The sequence below is a fragment of the Superficieibacter sp. 1612_C1 genome, from assembly GCF_015234305.1.
GTDB lineage: Bacteria > Pseudomonadota > Gammaproteobacteria > Enterobacterales > Enterobacteriaceae > Superficieibacter.
Window position 1 is genome coordinate 450691 of record NZ_JADGMI010000003.1, and the last position, 19419, is coordinate 470109.

Annotated in this window: 15 protein-coding genes, 1 tRNA gene and 1 pseudogene; 10 read left to right on the forward strand and 7 right to left on the reverse strand. The window is 52.3% G+C overall.

The annotated features are described in order from the left end of the window. Positions 1-6: 6 nt before the first annotated feature. Positions 7-300 carry a co-chaperone GroES gene (locus tag INT84_RS13350; protein WP_043081801.1) on the reverse strand — a complete coding sequence of 98 codons (294 nt, stop codon included), beginning with the start codon at positions 298-300 and terminating at the stop codon, positions 7-9. Between the two features lie 230 nt (positions 301-530). Between INT84_RS13350 and yjeH the strand changes: the two genes are divergently transcribed. Then, positions 531-1778 (forward strand): L-methionine/branched-chain amino acid transporter, encoded by a 1248-nt coding sequence (gene yjeH / locus INT84_RS13355; protein ID WP_194207171.1) that lies wholly within the window; start codon positions 531-533, stop codon positions 1776-1778. A 41-nt stretch (positions 1779-1819) separates the two neighbouring features. Here yjeH and INT84_RS13360 read toward each other — a convergent pair whose 3' ends face one another. Further along, positions 1820-2290, reverse strand: a complete 471-nt coding sequence (locus INT84_RS13360; RefSeq protein WP_194207172.1) for an FxsA family protein — start codon at positions 2288-2290, stop codon at positions 1820-1822. Between the two features lie 338 nt (positions 2291-2628). Between INT84_RS13360 and aspA the strand changes: the two genes are divergently transcribed. The 6 genes from aspA (at position 2629) to INT84_RS13390 (ending at position 8391) form a co-directional block, all read left to right on the forward strand. Further along, on the forward strand, positions 2629-4065 hold the full coding sequence (gene aspA, locus INT84_RS13365; protein ID WP_176919219.1) for an aspartate ammonia-lyase: 1437 nt from the start codon (positions 2629-2631) through the stop codon (positions 4063-4065). Between the two features lie 113 nt (positions 4066-4178). Further along, positions 4179-5480 carry an anaerobic C4-dicarboxylate transporter gene (locus tag INT84_RS13370; RefSeq protein WP_194207173.1) on the forward strand — a complete coding sequence of 434 codons (1302 nt, stop codon included), beginning with the start codon at positions 4179-4181 and terminating at the stop codon, positions 5478-5480. 94 nt (positions 5481-5574) lie between these two features. Next, the gene (cutA, locus tag INT84_RS13375; protein WP_176919280.1) at positions 5575-5898 is read left to right on the forward strand and encodes a divalent cation tolerance protein CutA; all 324 of its coding nucleotides are present in this window, start codon (positions 5575-5577) and stop codon (positions 5896-5898) included. Then, positions 5874-7613, forward strand: a complete 1740-nt coding sequence (locus INT84_RS13380; RefSeq protein WP_194207174.1) for a protein-disulfide reductase DsbD — start codon at positions 5874-5876, stop codon at positions 7611-7613. The genes cutA and INT84_RS13380 overlap by 25 nt, the downstream gene beginning before the upstream one ends. 35 nt (positions 7614-7648) lie before the next feature. Beyond that, positions 7649-8224, forward strand: a complete 576-nt coding sequence (locus INT84_RS13385) for a transcriptional regulator (RefSeq protein ID WP_176919279.1) — start codon at positions 7649-7651, stop codon at positions 8222-8224. 91 nt (positions 8225-8315) lie between these two features. Next, positions 8316-8391, forward strand: a tRNA-Phe gene (locus INT84_RS13390). Positions 8392-8476: 85 nt separating this feature from the next. On the opposite strand, the pseudogene INT84_RS13395 reads toward INT84_RS13390, so the two are convergent. From INT84_RS13395 to INT84_RS13410, 4 genes and pseudogenes are all read right to left on the reverse strand, one after another. Next, positions 8477-8654: pseudogene (locus INT84_RS13395) on the reverse strand (helix-turn-helix domain-containing protein). Continuing rightward, a complete protein-coding gene (locus INT84_RS13400; protein WP_194207175.1) occupies positions 8651-9118 on the reverse strand; it encodes a hypothetical protein in 468 nt (155 codons plus the stop codon). Before INT84_RS13400 ends, INT84_RS13395 begins: the two are co-directional and overlap by 4 nt. A gap of 357 nt (positions 9119-9475) precedes the next feature. Then, complete coding sequence (locus tag INT84_RS13405) at positions 9476-10864, reverse strand: hypothetical protein (protein ID WP_194207176.1); 1389 nt, start codon at positions 10862-10864, stop codon at positions 9476-9478. 38 nt (positions 10865-10902) lie between these two features. Next, complete coding sequence (locus tag INT84_RS13410; protein ID WP_194207177.1) at positions 10903-12975, reverse strand: RNA-binding domain-containing protein; 2073 nt, start codon at positions 12973-12975, stop codon at positions 10903-10905. 170 nt (positions 12976-13145) lie between these two features. On the opposite strand from INT84_RS13410, the gene INT84_RS13415 reads away from it, so the two are divergent. Further along, positions 13146-13736: a hypothetical protein gene (locus INT84_RS13415; RefSeq protein ID WP_194207178.1), complete on the forward strand. Its 591-nt coding sequence runs from the start codon at positions 13146-13148 to the stop codon at positions 13734-13736. Between the two features lie 724 nt (positions 13737-14460). Here INT84_RS13415 and INT84_RS13420 read toward each other — a convergent pair. Continuing rightward, positions 14461-14574 carry a helix-turn-helix domain-containing protein gene (locus INT84_RS13420; protein WP_194207294.1) on the reverse strand — a complete coding sequence of 38 codons (114 nt, stop codon included), beginning with the start codon at positions 14572-14574 and terminating at the stop codon, positions 14461-14463. Between the two features lie 609 nt (positions 14575-15183). Here INT84_RS13420 and INT84_RS13425 point away from each other — a divergent pair. Next, positions 15184-16311: an efflux RND transporter periplasmic adaptor subunit gene (locus tag INT84_RS13425; RefSeq protein WP_194207179.1), complete on the forward strand. Its 1128-nt coding sequence runs from the start codon at positions 15184-15186 to the stop codon at positions 16309-16311. After that, on the forward strand, positions 16311-19418 hold the full coding sequence (locus INT84_RS13430) for an efflux RND transporter permease subunit (RefSeq protein WP_194207180.1): 3108 nt from the start codon (positions 16311-16313) through the stop codon (positions 19416-19418). The genes INT84_RS13425 and INT84_RS13430 overlap by 1 nt, the downstream gene beginning before the upstream one ends. Position 19419 lies beyond the last annotated feature (1 nt).

Sequence of the window (19419 nt, forward strand, 5' to 3'; positions counted from 1 at the left end):
CGCGAATTACGCTTCAACAATTGCCAGGATGTCGCTTTCGGACATGATCAACACTTCTTCATTGTCGATCTTCTCGGATTTCACACCGTAGCCATCGTTAAAAATCACGATGTCGCCCACTTTAACGTCCAGCGGCTGCACATTACCGTTTTCCAGGATGCGGCCTTTACCGACAGCGATGATTTCGCCACGAGTTGATTTGCCTGCTGCAGAACCGGTCAGAACGATACCGCCAGCCGATTTGGATTCAACTTCTTTGCGTTTGACGATCACACGATCATGTAGCGGACGAATACTCATTGATAGCTCTCCTTTGAGAAAGTCTTTATCAGTTATGGATGACGTCAGAGAGCCACAGGCTTCTCCGACTGGTGCCTGAGAGATGGGGGTCGCTTTTTGCCCCTTCAAGGGGGAAGACGAAAAAAAAATTTATTCCCGGCGATTAATCGCTTCGTATTGCGACGCCGGGGCGCGCCAGACGGAGTGTGATACCATCAGTCACGCGTAAATTGTTAATTGAGAACAGGTTGATGTCTGGATTAAAACAGGAGCTGGGGCTGGCTCAGGGCGTGGGGTTACTTTCCACATCATTGCTGGGAACCGGCGTTTTTGCCGTTCCGGCGCTGGCGGCTCTGGTCGCGGGAGATAACAGTTTATGGGCCTGGCCCGTTCTGATTGTGCTGGTCTTTCCGATTGCCATCGTCTTCGCCATTCTGGGGCGGCATTTCCCCAGCGCAGGCGGCGTGGCACATTTTGTCGGCATGGCGTTTGGTCCGCGTCTTGAACGCGTTACCGGCTGGCTATTTTTGTCGGTTATTCCGGTAGGACTCCCCGCTGCGCTACATATCGCCGCCGGGTTCTGGCAGGCAATGTTTGGCTGGTACGGCTGGCAATTGCTTATCGCCGAACTGATCACCCTCGCACTCATCTGGTTTATCGGCACGCGTGGCGCAGGCTCCAGCGCCAATTTGCAAAGCCTGGTGGCGCTGCTGATCGTCGCGCTGATAGTGGCTATCTGGTGGTTTGGCGACATTCCCCTGGTACAAATCCCCTTTCCTGCCCCGAAGGACATTCAGGCTCCGGCGCTGTTTTCTGCCCTGGCCGTAATGTTCTGGTGCTTTGTCGGGCTGGAAGCTTTTGCCCATCTGGCTTCAGAATTCAAACACCCGGAACGCGATTTCCCGCGGGCGCTGATGATCGGATTACTGCTGGCCGGGACGGTCTACTGGGCCTGTACCGTGGTGGTCCTGCACTTTAACGCTTACGGCGAAGATCGCGCTGCCGCCGCCTCGCTGCCCGCCATCGTAGTACAGCTTTTTGGCGTTAAGGCACAATGGGTGGCCTGCATTATTGGCTATCTGGCCTGCTTCGCCAGCCTGAATATTTACATTCAGAGCTTCGCGCGGCTGGTCTGGTCGCAGGCGCTGTATAAACCGCAAAGCCCGCTTGCCCGTCTGTCAAAAAAACAGCTGCCGATCAACGCGCTCAATGCCGTGCTGGGGTGCTGCGTCATCTGCACCATCGCAATTTACGGGCTGGAGATTAATCTGGATGCGCTGATCGTCTATGCCAACGGTATCTTTATCATCATTTATCTGCTGTGCATGCTGGCGGGTTGCCGTTTGCTGAAAGGACGTTATCGGGCGCTGGCGGTGATCGGCAGCCTGCTGTGCCTGCTGCTACTGACGATGGTGGGATGGAAAAGCCTGTATGCCATTATCGTGCTGGCCGCGCTATGGTTGTTTTTGCCAAAACGCGCCATTGTGGTGTCGTCATAATCGTTTAACAGGCCAGCGATATCGCTGGCCTGTTAACTTCGTTAGCGGTCGTCTTTATGCTCAATCCGATCGCGCTCGTCATCTTTACGCTGATATTCCCCGTCAAACGTATTGCCCCCGCCGGTTCCGGCGCTGAAACCACCACCCGGCGTGCGGGAAAAACGCAGATGCGGCATCAGCTTCAGGGTCAGATGCTTTTGCACCGGCGGTAACAACAGCAGTAGCCCTAACAGGTCGGTGAAGAAGCCCGGCAGCACCAGCAGCAGGCCGGAGATGATCAGCGAAGCGCTTTTAATCATTTCACTGGCCGGGCTTTCACCCGCCGCCATCTTCTGTTGCATCAGCAGGAAGTTCTTGAACCCCTGATTACGCACTAGCGACATGCCAATAAACGAGGTGAAAATCACCAGCAGCAATGTTAACAGCACGCCCATGACGTGAGCGACCTGAATGAAAATCGAAATCTCGATATAAACGTAAAGAAAAACAGCAAGTAAAGGTATCCAGCGCACTGGCTTCTCCTGTGGTGGGCAGCGGCAAGTCAGCCTCTGCCAAAATGGGTTTGCAAAACGCATCCTTATGAGATGGAGGCGAATCACCAAAGTTCAACCAAATTGCCCGGCTATTTTCTGTCACCTCCCTTCAGGGAGTGACACATTTCACACATCAATAATTATCTTGCGATCTCGCGCATATTAAGTGATCCAGATTACTGCAATTCGCTATTATCAGCATATGATCGTGGGCACCGGGCCGATTCAGGAGATAATCGTCGGTCAGAAAATACGCATACCCACATAAATACTGCGTATTTGGTGTAATCATTGGCAGCTTGAAAGAGAAGGCTTACATGTTAAACAACATTCGTATCGAAGAAGACCTGTTGGGCACCAGGGAAGTACCAGCGGATGCCTACTATGGCGTTCACACTCTGAGAGCGATTGAAAACTTCTACATCAGTAACAGCAAAATCAGCGATATCCCTGAATTTGTACGCGGTATGGTGATGGTGAAGAAAGCAGCGGCTCTGGCCAATAAAGAGCTACAGACCATCCCGAAAAATGTGGCAAACGCCATTATCGCCGCCTGTGATGAAGTTCTTAACAATGGCAAATGCATGGATCAGTTCCCGGTTGACGTCTATCAGGGCGGTGCAGGAACCTCCGTCAACATGAATACTAACGAGGTGCTGGCGAACATTGGCCTGGAGCTGATGGGCCATCAAAAAGGTGAGTACCAATTCCTCAATCCTAACGACCACGTTAATAAATGCCAGTCGACTAACGATGCTTACCCGACCGGTTTTCGCATTGCGGTTTATGCCTCTATCGTCAAACTGATCGACGCCATTCATCAGCTTGGTGAAGGTTTTGAGAAGAAAGCCGTTGAGTTCCAGGACGTGCTGAAAATGGGCCGTACCCAGCTTCAGGACGCGGTGCCGATGACCCTCGGCCAGGAATTCCATGCCTTTAACGTCCTGCTCAATGAAGAGACGAAAAACCTGCTGCGCACCGCTGAACTTCTGCTGGAAGTGAATCTTGGCGCAACCGCCATCGGTACGCGTCTGAACACCCCGGACGGTTATCAGGCGCTGGCGGTGCAGAAGCTGGCTGAAGTCAGCAACCTGCCGGTGATCCCTGCCGAAGACCTGATCGAAGCGACCTCCGACTGTGGTGCTTACGTGATGGTTCACAGCTCGCTGAAACGCCTGGCCGTGAAGATGTCGAAAATCTGTAACGACCTGCGCCTGCTCTCTTCCGGTCCGCGTGCCGGGCTGAACGAAATCAACCTGCCAGAGTTGCAGGCTGGCTCGTCCATCATGCCGGCAAAAGTGAACCCGGTCGTGCCGGAAGTGGTTAACCAGGTCTGTTTTAAAGTGATCGGCAACGACACCACCGTGACCATGGCCTCAGAAGCCGGTCAGCTCCAGCTGAACGTGATGGAGCCGGTGATTGGGCAGGCGATGTTTGAATCCATTCACGTCCTCACCAATGCCTGCTACAACCTGCTGGAAAAATGCATCAACGGTATTACGGCCAACAAAGCCGTCTGCGAAAGCTATGTCTACAACTCCATCGGGATTGTCACCTATCTGAACCCGTACATCGGCCACCATAACGGCGACATCGTCGGTAAAATTTGCGCTGAAACGGGTAAGAGCGTGCGTGAAGTGGTCCTGGAGCGCGGGCTGCTTACTGAGGCTGAGCTGGACGATATCTTCTCTGCTCAGAACCTGATGCATCCGGCCTATAAAGCAAAACGTTATACTGATGAAAGCGAACAGTAACAGTTTTTGGCTCACCATGAAGGCACGTCAGTGATGACGTGCCTTTTTTGTTGCTTGCGTTTACCTAATTACAACAATTTAATATCAACTTATTAAAAACAGAGAAGGCATATATGTTTGGTGCAGAACTCGTTATCGTCCTGCTGGCAATTTATCTCGGTGCGCGCCTCGGCGGCATCGGCATTGGATTTGCTGGCGGACTGGGCGTCCTCGTCCTGACGCTTTTTTTTCAAATTACCCCCGGCGCGATCCCGTTCGATGTGATTGAAATCATTATGGCGGTGATCGCGGCGATTGCGGCGATGCAGGTCGCTGGCGGGATGGATTTTCTGGTTAGCCTGGCAGAGCGTATGCTGCGGCGGCATCCGAAGTACATCACCTTCCTTGCCCCACTGGTAACGTGGTTTATGACCATCCTGGCGGGGACCGGGCATACCGCGTTCTCCACATTACCTGTGATCACCGAGGTCGCGAAAGAACAGGGTATCCGCCCTTCGCGCCCGCTGTCTATCGCCGTCGTCGCCTCGCAGATCGCCATTACCGCCTCGCCTATCTCCGCCGCGGTGGTATTCTTCGCCGGTATTCTGGAGCCGCTGGGCGTCAGCTACCTGACGCTGCTGGCGATCTGTATCCCGGTCACGCTAATCGCCGTGATGCTCACCGCCATCGTATGTAACTTCCTCGGTGCCGAGCTGAAAGACGATCCGGTGTATCAGGAGCGGCTGGCGAAAGGCGAAATCAAACTGCGCGGCAGCCAGGTTTTCACACTCAAGCCGCACGCCAAACGTTCCGTGATGCTGTTTTTGATCGGCATTATTGCGGTGATGCTGTACGCCACCGCCATCAGCCCGACGGTGGGGCTTATTGCCAATCCGATCCTGCCGCGTAACGAAGCGATTGTGGTCTTTATGCTGACCATTGCGACGCTGATTTGCCTGAGCTGCAAAGTCGATACCGGGGAGATCCTTAACGCCGGGACCTTTAAATCTGGCATGAGTGCCTGTATCTGCGTGCTCGGCGTGGCGTGGCTGGGCGACACCTTCGTTAAGCATCATATTAGCGATATCCAGGCGGTTGCGGGCGATCTGCTGAACAGTTATCCGTGGCTGCTGGCAGTGGTGCTGTTTTTTGCCGCCACGCTGTTGTACTCGCAGGCGGCGACCACTAAAGCGCTGATGCCTGCTGCGCTGCTGCTCGGCGTCAGCCCGCTGACCGCTATTGCCTCGTTTGCGGCGGTCTCCGCCCTGTTTGTGCTGCCCACCTATCCAACTCTGCTGGCCGCGGTAGAGATGGACGATACCGGCTCGACGCGCATCGGCAAATACGTCTTTAACCACGCATTTTTAATCCCCGGCGTTATCGCCATCACGCTGTGCGTGATCCTGGGATTCATTATTGGCGGCATTCTGTTGTAAATGTTGTTAAACGCGGGCCATCGGATGGCCCGCGCGATAAACCCTTTTCTCCCGCCGTGGTATAGTGCCTCTTTTCCCTGATACGAGGTTGATGATGACCACGCCCGACGCCGTTATCGTACTCTGTACCGCCCCGGATGAAGCCACCGCCCAGGATTTAGCCGCAAAAGCACTGGGCGATAAACTCGCCGCCTGCGTTACGCTCCTTCCCGGCGCGACGTCGCTGTATTACTGGGAGGGTAAGCTAGAGCAGGAGTATGAGGTACAGATGGTGCTCAAAACCTCTCCGGCCCATCAACAGGCGCTGCTGGATTGCCTGAAAGCGCATCACCCGTATCAGACCCCCGAACTTCTGGTTTTACCCGTTCTTCACGGAGACAGTGATTATCTCTCATGGCTCAACGCATCCTTACGCTGATCCTGCTGCTGTGCAGCACATCCGCTTTTGCCGGTCTTTTTGACGCCCCCGGGCGTTCAAACTTCGTTCCGGTTGACCAGGCTTTTGCCTTTGATTTTCAGCAGCATCAGCACAAACTTACGCTTAACTGGCAGGTGAAAGAGGGCTATTACCTCTATCGCCAGCAGATTAACGTTACCGCTGCGCAGGCGGACGTGGCACCGCTCGCCCTTCCCTCAGGCGAAAGTCATGAGGATGAGTTTTTTGGTAAAAGTGAGATTTACCGCCAACAACTGTCGGTCCCGGTGACGATTCGTTCCGCCGGGAAAGGCGCGACGCTGACGGTGACGTACCAGGGCTGCGCCGCTGCGGGGTTCTGCTATCCACCGGAGACCAGAGTGGTGCCGGTGAGCGAGGTGCGTCCTCTCTCTGAGGAGAGAGGACAGTCAGGATCCATTACTCCAGATGCCGGGGTGAGGGGGAGCAACGACGCCGGTGCCGCTTCCTCGCCGCAGAAAAGCACTGACCTCCCCTTCACCGCCCTGTGGGCACTGTTGATCGGCATCGGCATCGCCTTTACCCCCTGCGTTCTGCCAATGTACCCGCTGATCTCCGGCATCGTCCTCGGCGGTCAGCAACGGCTTTCTACCTCCCGCGCCCTGCTGCTGGCCTTTATTTACGTTCAGGGAATGGCGCTCACCTATACCGCGCTCGGCCTGGTCGTCGCGGCAGCGGGCCTGCAATTTCAGGCGGCACTTCAGCACCCGTATGTCCTGATCGGCCTGTCGATCGTCTTCACTCTGCTCGCGCTCTCCATGTTCGGCCTGTTCACCCTGCAACTCCCCTCTTCGCTCCAGACGCGTCTGACGCTGATGAGCAACCGTCAGCGAGGGGGTTCTCCCGGCGGCGTATTTGCCATGGGCGCGATTGCCGGACTGATCTGTTCCCCCTGCACCACCGCACCGCTTAGCGCTATTCTGCTCTACATCGCCCAGAGCGGTAACCTGTGGCTCGGCGGTGGCACGCTGTATCTGTACGCGCTGGGTATGGGACTACCGCTGATCGTAGTAACCGTCTTCGGCAACCGCCTGCTGCCGAAAAGCGGACCGTGGATGGAGCAGGTTAAAACCGCGTTTGGTTTTATTATCCTCGCACTACCCGTCTTTTTGCTGGAGCGGATCATTGGCGATGTCTGGGGATTACGCCTGTGGGCGCTGCTCGGCGTGGCCTTCTTCGGCTGGGCCTTCATTACCAGCCTGAAGGCGCAACGTTCATGGATGCGCGTGATACAAATTATTTTTCTCGGCGCAGCGTTGATCTGCGCTCGCCCGCTACAGGACTGGGCCTTTGGCGCACCCGCCGCGACTGAGCAGGCGCATCTGAACTTTACCCGTATCGCCAGTGTAGATGAGCTGGACCGGGCGCTGGCAGAGGCACAGGGCAAGCCAGTGATGCTGGATCTCTATGCTGACTGGTGCGTCGCCTGTAAAGAGTTCGAAAAATACACCTTTAACGATCCGCAGGTGCGCCAGGCGTTAAGCCATAGCGTATTAATACAAGCTAACGTGACGGCCAATAGTGCCGCAGATATTGCCCTGTTAAAACGCCTTAACGTACTGGGATTACCGACAATTTTGTTTTTCGACGCCGAAGGTACTGAGCATCCTGAAAGTCGGGTAACCGGTTTTATGGACGCGTCGGCCTTTTATACGCATTTGCAGAATCTGCCCCGGTAAACGACACTTCAGGGGACAAAATGGAGGAGAACATCGTGCAACGTGAAGACGTCCTGGGAGAAGCCCTTAAATTACTTGAGATAAGAGGGATAGCCAGCACCACGCTTGAGATGGTTGCCGAGCGCCTTGATTATCCACTGGAAGAGTTACAGCGATTCTGGCCTGACCGGGAAGCATTGCTCTACGACGTATTACGCTATCTCAGCCAGCAGGTTGACGCCTGGCGCAGGCAGCTTATGCATAATGATGAGCTAACCACCGAACAAAAACTGCTGGCCCGCTACGGCGCGCTGACCGAATGCGTGAGCAATCATCGCTATCCAGGCTGCCTGTTTATCGCCGCCTGTACCTTTTACCCGGATCCGGGTCACCCGATTCACCAACTGGCCGATCAGCAAAAGCAGGCGGCGCATGACTTCAGCCACGAGCTATTAACGCAGCTGGAAGTGGACGATCCGGCGATGGTGGCGAAGCAAATGGAACTGATTCTCGAAGGCTGCCTGAGTCGTATGCTGGTGAATCGCAGCCAGACCGATGTCGACACCGCTCAGCGTCTGGCAGAAGATGTGCTGCGTTTTGCCCAGTGCCGTCAGGGTGGTGCGCTGACGTAAGCGGCTTTTTGCCGCAAAGTTAAGCAAACAAACGAGATTTAGCGAAATTTCATTGACGCGAATCGGGGATTACGGTTTAATGCGCCCCGTTGCCCGGATAGCTCAGTCGGTAGAGCAGGGGATTGAAAATCCCCGTGTCCTTGGTTCGATTCCGAGTCCGGGCACCACTATTCCAGAAAAACCAGCCTGCGGGCTGGTTTTTTGCTTTTGGGGAAACGGCAATCCGGATGTTTATGCCTTCTCTGACAGACCTTAGCGTGAAGACCAGACTTTTTTAGGTACCACACCTGACTTTCCAGCGATTAACTTTTCTCCCTTCGGCCAATGTAGAAGACGCCCGCCCTGAGTTGCGGGGAACGTCGGATAGCGATGCTCCCTGCTTTTTCAGCGCCGCAATAATGTCGGCGGAATACCAGTCAGATCGCATCATGCTTTGACCTCTACCTCATCAATAAACTTTACGCCGTCGGCGGTACGCAGCCAGCGCGGGGCTTTCATTTCCGCAGCGAAGTAGTTGATCAGGTCGTACAGCAGCCAGCTAAGCTGTTTCTCCGTTTCGGAAGAAAACCCCTGCCCCGCCAGCGTCTGCGTCAGGGCAAGGCAGTAGTGACAAAGCTCGGTGCATTCAGGCCCAAACTCGGGGGAATTCGCCGGAAGGGTATCGACGGTCAGGCTTTCAACAAGATGGGGTGGGACAGGTTCTAACAGCGTAGGCTGAAGCAGCGTCAGAGCGGCGTTGAGTCTGCCGCAGAGCGCCATTTTCAGCGTGGGGTCGTCGTTTTCAATCAGGGTTTCGGCGAAGTTTTCGCAATGGCTGGCAAGGACGGTGAAGTCCGTAGCGGCGTTGAAGGGAACGGAAAGTAACGGGTGTGTCTGGATTGGGGTAGTAGCCATAGTGGCAGCCTCACTGATTAGGTTTTGCAAACCTCACCAGACCGCTGCTAAACGGGGTGGTGAGACGTAACAGGGTTAGCAGACCGGCATCAGTGAAACCGGCGAGCGCGAACGCTCCCCCGTTACGCCCCACCATAATACGGGGCGGTTACGGACGTAAAAAAACCGCACTACGGAAAACGGCGGCTGTCCGCACTGATTGTCAGGCTGCTAAACCCGGCACCTGAATTTGCAGGTGCCTGTAAAAGATACCGCGATTGATTAACAGCAGCAAGGAGTTTTAGATGTCGAAAAAAGACGGGGTATAAAACTGGAACTCTCCTCGCAAAATCAGGATCCTGACATCCTGCCACTACGTTAATCAGATAAAACATCTTGATACTGTATCAGTTCTACAGGCGTATCTCTATCCATAGAAAATATATAAACAGGCCCAGTATATTCAACTACGTTTAATACTAGCTTATGAAACAGATTAAGACATTGCAGCATTTTATCCCGTTTTGTTTGCTGCTGGAATATACCAATGTTTTTCACCTGAGGGTGAGCAGCTTCATTTCGCAGCTCAGACCAAATTTTCTTATCATTTTCACCGATCACTCCTTCGTTGGTTAAAATATCAAGAGCTTTAGATACCGTAATATTTTTCCAATATGAAGCACTGCCTATTAATCGTTGTTTATGGCTTTCTGATATATTCATATCTTTAATAATGGATTTTATTTTATCAATATCAGAAATCAATAGAGGATCTATTCTGTTTCTTTTAAATACAGGAATATAAATGTCATTTAGCATTCCTTCAATTGCGACAGAAAGCACTAGTTCCGCTATTGAATTTTTCGTTTGAAATCCATGCCACACCTGTATCCATTGACCATAAATACTAATAAAATAGTTACGCTTCACTTGATGGATTTCATATATTTTCCTAAAGAACTCATAGCTATGCTTAGATTCTGCTTTTTTATCTCCACTTATTACAATTTTTTCTGGAATCGGATTTGAAGAACGTTTATATGTATTTTGGTTGTTAATGCTCTTAATCACTGAGATTATCTTATCATCTATATGTTTTATCACCACATATGGTTGCGGTAAAACCCCTCCCGAAAAGCCAATATAAAAATTTATACAATCATATAGGTCATCTGGTTCAAAATTTCCATCTACTCTAACCATACGATAATTTTTCTCATCGTTGATCCTTATTTTAAAATCATTTAATTCGATAAGCGTTTCATTCCAGCAATGGCTCTCAGATTTAGTGGAAGTTGATGTTCTGCTATTTGATACATTAGCAGGTATATACAACGATTCTGCAAATTCATAATATAAATAATTTTCACGTGAATCAGCCAATCTGTCTTCTACAAATGTAATGGAATGTAGTTGAGTATGAAGTATATGAGGCGATTCACGATTAAAAGCACTTACTTCTATGGAGAAACCTTCAGAGGTAAACCTTGTTCCGTTTAATGAAATAAATTCACCTAATAGCTTCTGCGAAAGGTCAAGGCGATCTCTGGGATATTTTGTAACTAAATCTCCTTTCATCGTATATTTAGTATTTATACAAATAAACTCCAGATATAAAGTCCCGTACTTATTCTGCTTAATAACACCATGTCCGGAAAGTTCAACTCCATCAGGAAGATCTTGCCAAATTTTCACAGATAAGCAATGAAGCTCAAATTTCGAATTCAAAATCAAATCTAGAGTATCACGTCTTAAATAAACACTCATTTCATCACACCTTACCCATCAGGCTTGAGCATATAGATTCAAGCTGCACTATACCCCTGCTTCGGGTCATTCTTATATTGCGGAAACGCCAGCTTCAGTTCCCCTTGCTCCACCAGCGGTTTCAAGTACTGCTGACGCAGCGCATTAGGGTTACGACTAAGGATCTGCCCCAGCGCAGCAACAGAAATATACTGCCCCTGACACACATTCAGGATCACACTCTTCATCAGCTCTTTATCTCCCAGACGCAGCCTTTCACGCGGAACTGCTGCTAAAGTAAACAACGAATCCCGGAAAGCTTCGGTGAGATTGTCGACATCATCAATATAGGGCCTATCGATAAAGCGGTTAAGCAAACGCCCATACTCATCCCGGGATGCGGGTTGATCATCCTCGGCGTTATATGTGGAGCTCTCTTCGTTATGTGTGGACCCTAGCTCGTTATATGTGGAGTCCCTCTCGTTATGTGTGGACCCCTGCGCGTTATATGTGGAGCTCCCCTCGTTATGTGTGGACCTCTGCTCGTTATATGTGGAGTCCCCTTCGTTATGTGTGGAACTCACAACCGCACCTAACGAGAAAACCTCATCCGGTGTCATGACCGATACGCCGGGCAGGGTGTAATATTTGCTTTTCTGCTCCCCCCCTGCGACCAGAAAACCTTTACTTTCCAGTCGGGGAAGCGTCAGCGTGACTTCGCGGGAGTGCCGTGTTGTTAACTGGCAGGCGCGTTCATGGTTGACCCAGCCTTCAATCGCCGCCGTTGCAACAATCACCTGTTCAAAATCATCAAGCAGATCGAAGGTCTCACCAAATCGCCGATGCAGGTCATCCAGAACATGCTGCGGGATCAGGCTAGCGGTTGGTAGCTCCAATATTGTCTGCGCCGGGAAGGGATTTTCTCTCAGTCTCGGCATACGCCAGTTGGTCATTCGCCAGCCGCTAAAAATCTTCGGCATTCCTGAACCTGCACGTTCACCTAAACCAATCAGCAAAAACATCTGGTGCAGTAACCTATTGCGGCAATCACTGACGCCACCCGCAATCACATCTTCCAGCGGCAGACGCATCATGCCGGGATTGCGAAAGCCAAACATATCGGGACGTTTGACGATCAAAATAGAAACACGGTCAGAAAAATCAGCGTGGACCAGCGTATTAACCAACGCTTCACGCAGCGCGATATGTACTGGCGTATCCGTTCTGCGCTGACCCTCTTCAAGGGTAAACGGGACTTTCAGGTCGGCGACCAGCTTTTGGTATACCTTGCGATAAAAATCAAACAGGTTCCCTGACCATGTCCCGTCCGGACACACCCGATCCACCCAACGCAGCTCCGTTTTAGCCTCGGGGCGTTCCTGATAGTCCACCATGTAGTTGGGCGCTGCGGCAATAATCGCATCCCATTTACCAAACATGAGAACACCAGCCAGCGTTATGCCCTCTTTTCCGGTTTCCCTGTCTTTACGCCATCCACCAAGCATTTTAAATAGTTCAAACGGCTCACAGGCCAGATAAGGATGCTGCGGGTTATTTGCCGATAGCAGATTGCGATAGACTTTCAGGCTGTCCAGATCGATATCGTCCTGAAAGGTATAGTGTTCGGAAAGCACTTCATTATCGCGGCTGTCGTAGATCTGCTCTGCAAGCATCCGTTTGACGGTCATATCATCACAAACGCGATCGCCTTCGTGCAAACGTTGATAGGTGTTACCAAATGGGGACTTTTTCAGGTGAACCGGCTTTTGTTTGCGCATCGCCTGTGGAATATGGATCGCCAGAACGTCCGTTCCCTGCAAAGAGACCTGTTGCACATCGTTTTCTGATCTCAGCACATTCGCACTGACCCGATCGCGATCGTTTAACTGATTAAACAGATCGGTCTTAATCTTTTCGGGATCAGCAATACCAACTGGTGTAAATTTTCCAGCCTGTTCTTTTACACCGAGAACTACCCAACCACCCCGACCATTCGCCATTGCGGAATAAGTGGGCCAGAAGTCTTTCGGTAATTCGCCTTTGCCGTCTTTCCCCCCTGCCAGCTTGAACTCTACCTGTTCCGACTCGACAAGGGTTTGCAGATCTATAATGTCTTTTATTTGCAAAGGCATAGAGGTTCCTCTGGCTGAAAAATGTTCGGCTATATCATACCGCATCTGCTGGTTATCCGGTAGCCAAGCTGTGTTAACATAACCTGACTACAGGCTATATAGCCGTAGCACTGAAATTGTACGTCAGGTCCAGAACATCATTTGATGTTTAATACATACATGGAGGTTATATGGGTGAGTTCATCAATACATTACTATCATTAATTTCATCTAACTTTTTTAACAAAAAATCAGAAAACGAAGCGCTGGAGAAATTTCTACTCACATTTTCTCAGCCAAACCACGATCCCCGGCTTGTCGAATATTATTTTGCTCTTGCAACACGACACCGTTATGCCAAATATCATGAAATTCTTTTAATGATGAATACTCGCTATCCATTGGCAACCATCTGGATGTACAAAAGCATTAATCGTATTCAATCAGTTGTGCTGTTTAAAGATGATGGGATGGCTGAAATGACTTCTCAGACCGGATGGGTAGCAAAACTTTCATTACTCGTTATTGATATATTTTTTACTATTACATTTCTACTTTGCACTAAGTGGGTAGCAAACGATATAAACGTTATATATAACGCCATTGGAAATTCTGAAATAACACTTTCCATGTTGCGCGATGCTATCGGTTTAGGTATCGGTGCCGTGGTTTCTTTCTTATTACTGTCAATGACTATTTACGGTTGGTGGGAAATAACCAGCGCCCGCCCATTTGTTGATTACTATAATTCACACAGAAGTGATACTACAGGCACAAACTGATCGTTATTCGGCTTATCTCCGTTATGCCAGCGCCGCAATTGGATAAATGCTGGCATAAATTGTACTGTCGTATGGAAAACGGCCTTTGACTGCGCAAACAGGATAGAGTGGACACCGGTTGCCAGCCGCAAGTGCTGGAGTAACTCCAGCTCCGTCAGCACATCGACCTAAGGGGAGTAAAAGCAGGGGGTTCAAAGTAATTGAATTGAGCCGTGATATCTGGTTATCTCAACTACCTCATGGCGACATCTCAAGAATTTATTAAAATATCATTATAATTCATATAATAATGAATTATTGCGCAAAACGTTATCTCAAAAGTACCTAATCCGACATATCAACTTAAAGCTCAATGCAGGGGCGACAGATCAACACTCTACGAGCGAGGAGGGTATGTTTTTCACGCCGTTATATGTGGACCTCGAATCGTTATGTGTGGAGTTCTATCCGCTATATGTGGACCTCATACCGTTATGTGTGGACCTTACTCCACACATAACGAAGCCCCTCCCCTTAAACATCGATTCTTCGTGATAACCCTCACAAAACCAAAGTGATTTTTTACAGGTGCCTTCGTGGGGCGCTGTTTACGAGAAATACCAACAAAACCAATAACAAACAGCATATTAATCGTGGATATGATTCCGAGTCCGGCACCACTTATTCCAGAAAAACCAGCCTACGGGCTAGTTTTTTGCTTATGGGGAAACGGCAATCCGGATGTTTATTCCTTCTCTGACAGACCATAGCGCGAAGGCCAGATTTTTTCAGGCACGACACCTGACTCTTCAGCGAGTAACCTTTCTCTCTTCGGCCAGCGACGTTTTCCACTATTAATCCGATACGCCTAAACGCTGGATAGCATACAACGCTTGCCACGTAGACATTAATATAAAACCCCGAATAACTATCTCTGTTAACTATTGAACTGTTTTATAATACACTGCCGCAATAAATAGTTTTCCCAATTATTTTGCTTATGCCATTCTTAACAACATAGCGTGCTGTTAGCCGCTTTGCCCCCGCGCCGCGCCTGACAAGCCCCTCCACAGCAGGCGTGACAACCAGCCAACAAGCTAAATATTTTTTAATTTAAGATTATTCCAATCGAAATATTCTATTCAACGCTCAACCCCTCATATATACCCCCTCTTCATAAAAAATCCTTAATTCCTCCATTTTTACTCCTTAAAAATTTACCTAAATAATCCTTTAAAAATTCTACTTACTTTTGAAATTACGTCGCCAGGCAGCGGCAATAATAATCAGAAACTTTTATGAGTAGCGTCATTACGATTTAAAAAAACGCGACAGGATAGCATCACGGGTATTTCCCGCCTTCGCTTTCGTAAATGCGCTTTTTTTTGTCAACGCCGGACGTCGGAACGGAGAAGCCCTCTCCTCTCAGATGCCGCTACGCTGACGTCGCTTATCCAGAGAATACAGAATGAAGTCTACCTTCTCCCCCATCGCAGTCGCGGCATTATTTCTTCTTAGCGGATGTAATGACGCCCAGACAACGGCCCAGACGCCGTCAACCCCGGAAGTCGGCATCGTTACCCTGAAGGGTCAGGCCGTTCACGTAGTCAGCGAACTGACCGGGCGCACCACGGCCGCGCTTAGCGCCGAAGTGCGTCCGCAGGTCGGCGGCATTATCCAGAAGCGGTTATTCACCGAAGGCGACGAGGTTAAGGCCGGACAACCACTGTACCAGATTGATCCGTCGAGCTATCGCGCGGCTTACAACGAAGCCGCCGCGGCCCTGACGCAGGCTCAGTCGCTGGTCGTGTCCGACTGCCAGAAAGCCCGGCGCTACGCGGCGCTGGTAAAAGACAACGGCGTATCGCGTCAGGATGCGGACGACGCGCAATCGACCTGCGAGCAGGACAAAGCCAGCGTGGCGTCGAAAAAGGCGGCGCTGGAGAGCGCACGCATTAATCTCAACTGGACTACCGTCACTGCGCCGATCGCCGGGCGCATCGGCATCTCCTCCGTGACTCCTGGCGCGCTGGTTTCCGCCGATCAGGACACCGCGCTGGCCACGATCCGCGGGCTTGACAGCATGAATGTCGATCTAACCCGATCCAGCGTCGATCTCCTGCATCTGCGCAAGCAACGTCTCGCCAGCAGCAGCGATACCCTCAACGCCTCGCTGATTCTGGAAGACGGCAGCACCTATAGCGAAAAGGGACGCCTGGCGCTGACCGAAGTGGCGGTGGATGAGTCTACCGGTTCGGTCACGCTGCGCGCCGTCTTCCCTAATCCGCAGCATGTTCTGTTGCCGGGCATGTTCGTTCGCGCCCGCATTGATGAAGGGATCATGAACGACGCCATCCTCGCACCACAGCAGGGTATTACCCGCGATGCGAAAGGCGATGCCACCGTTCTGGTCGTCAACGCGGACAATAAAGTAGAACAGCGTACGGTGGAAACCGGTGAGACGTATGATGATAAGTGGCTGGTGATTAACGGGCTGAAAAGCGGCGATAAACTGATTGTCGAAGGCACCGGCAAAGTCACGGCCGGGCAGCAGGTCAACGCCGTTGAAGTGAAAAACAGCGGAGGCAAAGCCTGATGTTCTCCAGCTTCTTTGTGCGACGCCCGGTCTTCGCCTGGGTTATCGCGATTTTGATTATGCTCGCCGGGGTTCTGGCGATAAATACCTTGCCGGTCGCCCAGTATCCTGACGTCGCGCCGCCAGCGGTAAAGATCTCCGCGACCTATACCGGTGCTTCTGCTGACACCCTGGAAAGCAGCGTCACCCAGGTGATCGAACAACAGCTTACCGGGCTGGATAACCTGCTCTACTTCAATTCGACCAGCAGTTCCGACGGGACGGTGGATATTACCGTTACCTTCGAGCAGGGCACCGACCCGGACACTGCCCAGGTCCAGGTGCAGAATAAGGTGCAGCAGGCGGAATCACGTCTGCCCAGCGCCGTTCAGCAGTCCGGCGTCACGGTGGTTAAATCGCAAAGCAACTTCCTGCTGATTGCGGCGGTCTACGACCAGAGCGACAAAGCCACCAGTTCCGATATCGCTGACTGGCTGGTCAGTAACGTGCAGGATCCGCTGGCGCGCGTTGAAGGCGTCGGCAGCCTGCAAGTATTCGGTTCGGAATACGCAATGCGTATCTGGATGGACCCGACCCGGCTGGCGTCCTATGCGCTGATGCCCTCCGATATAGAAACGGCGCTTGAGGCGCAGAACGTTCAGGTCTCCGCCGGTAAAATCGGCGCGCTACCCTCCTCCAGTTCTCAGCAACTGACTGCGACCGTTCGCGCGCAGTCGCGCCTGCAAAATGCCGATGAGTTCCGGAACATCATCGTCAAGAGCAAGTCGGACGGTTCCGTGGTCCGCCTCAGAGACGTCGCGCGTGTTGAAGTTGGCAGTGAAGATTACAGTTCGAGCGCAAAACTGAACGGTCACCCGTCAGCGGGCGTGGCGGTCATGCTTTCACCCGGTGCCAATGCGCTGGATACCGCTACGCTGGTGAAAAACAAGGTTACCGAGTTCCAGCGGCAGATGCCGCAGGGCTATGCCGTCGCCTATCCCAAGGACAATACCGAGTTTATTAAAATCTCGGTGGAAGATGTCATTCAGACGCTGTTTGAAGCCATCATCCTGGTGATTTGCGTAATGTATCTGTTCCTGCAAAACCTGCGGGCCACGCTGATCCCGGCGGTGGCGGTACCGGTAGTGCTGCTCGGTACTTTCGGCGTGCTGGCCCTGTTCGGCTACTCCATCAATACCCTGACGTTGTTTGCGATGGTGCTGGCGATCGGCCTGCTGGTGGATGACGCGATTGTCGTGGTAGAAAACGTCGAGCGTATTATGCGCGACGAAGGGCTGCCTGCCCGCGAAGCCACGGAGAAATCGATGGGTGAAATCTCCGGCGCGCTGATCGCCATCGCGCTGGTGCTGTCGGCGGTGTTCCTGCCAATGGCCTTCTTCGGCGGATCAACCGGGGTGATTTATCGCCAGTTCTCCGTGACGATTATCTCCGCCATGATGCTGTCCGTCGTCGTGGCGCTGACTCTGACGCCTGCGCTGTGCGGCTCGCTGCTGAGCCACTCGAGTCCCCATACTAAAGGCTTTTTCGGCGCGTTTAACCGCCTGTGGGGTCGGACCGAAAATGGCTATCAACATGGCGTCCTGCGCGGTCTGCGTCGTTCGGCGGCGATGATGGCGGTCTTTCTTCTGCTCTGCGGCGCAATGGCGCTGGCGATGTGGAAACTGCCGGGCAGCTTCCTGCCGGTAGAGGATCAGGGCGATGTAATGGTTCAGTATACCCTGCCGGCGGGTGCCACCGCGGTACGTACCGCGGAAGTGAGCCGCCAGGTCACCGACTGGTTCCTGACCAAAGAGAAAGCCAATACCGACGTGATCTTTACGGTCAACGGCTTCAGCTTCAGCGGTAGCGGACAAAACGCGGGCATGGCCTTTGTGGTGCTGAAAAACTGGTCGCAACGCGAAGGGGATGAGAATACCGCTCAGGCGATTGCCCAACGCGCCACCAGCGAACTGGGCAGTATTCGCGACGCCTCGCTTTACGCCATGACGCCGCCCGCCATACAGGGTCTCGGACAAAGCAACGGCTTCACGTTCGAGCTAATGGCCAGCGGTGCGACCGACCGTGACAGCCTGATGAAATTACGCAGCCAGTTGCTTGAGGCCGCCAACAAAAGTTCGGAACTGCAATCGGTACGCGCCAACGATCTGCCGCAGATGCCGCAGTTACAGGTGGATATCGACAATAACAAGGCGGTTTCGCTGGGGCTATCGCTGAGCGACGTAACCGACACCCTCTCCAGCGCCTGGGGCGGCACCTACGTTAACGACTTCATCGACCGTGGACGGGTGAAAAAAGTCTATATTCAGGGCGACAGTGATTCCCGCTCCGCACCGTCAGATCTGGGCAAATGGTATGTGCGCGGCAGCGACGACAGTATGACGCCCTTCTCCGCCTTCGCCACTACCCACTGGGAATACGGTCCGGAAAGCCTGATCCGCTATAACGGCTCCGCCGCCTTTGAAATCCAGGGGGAGAATGCCAGCGGTGCCAGTTCCGGCTCAGCAATGGATAAGATGGAGGCGCTGGCCGACAGTCTGCCCGCAGGTTCCACCTGGGCATGGAGCGGCTTGTCGTTACAGGAGAAGCTGGCCAGCGGCCAGGCGATGAGTCTGTACGCCATCTCCATACTGGTCGTGTTCCTGTGTCTCGCGGCGCTCTATGAGAGCTGGGCCGTGCCGTTCTCGGTCATCATGGTGATCCCGCTGGGGCTGCTCGGCGCGGCCGTCGCCGCATGGATGCGTGATCTGAGTAACGATGTCTATTTCCAGGTGGCGTTGCTCACCACCATCGGCCTGTCTTCGAAGAACGCTATTCTGATCGTCGAATTCGCCGAAGCGGCGGTTGATGAGGGCTATTCGCTTTCACGCGCCGCGTTGCGGGCGGCGCAAACCCGTTTGCGTCCTATTGTGATGACCTCACTGGCATTTATCGCCGGGGTACTGCCGCTGGCGATCGCCACCGGGGCTGGCGCGAACAGCCGCGTGGCTATCGGTACCGGGATTATCGGCGGTACCCTGACGGCGACGCTGCTGGCGGTGTTCTTTGTTCCTCTGTTTTTTGTTCTGGTGAGGCGTCTCTTCACCCGCCAGCGGCCTCCTCAGGAGTAAA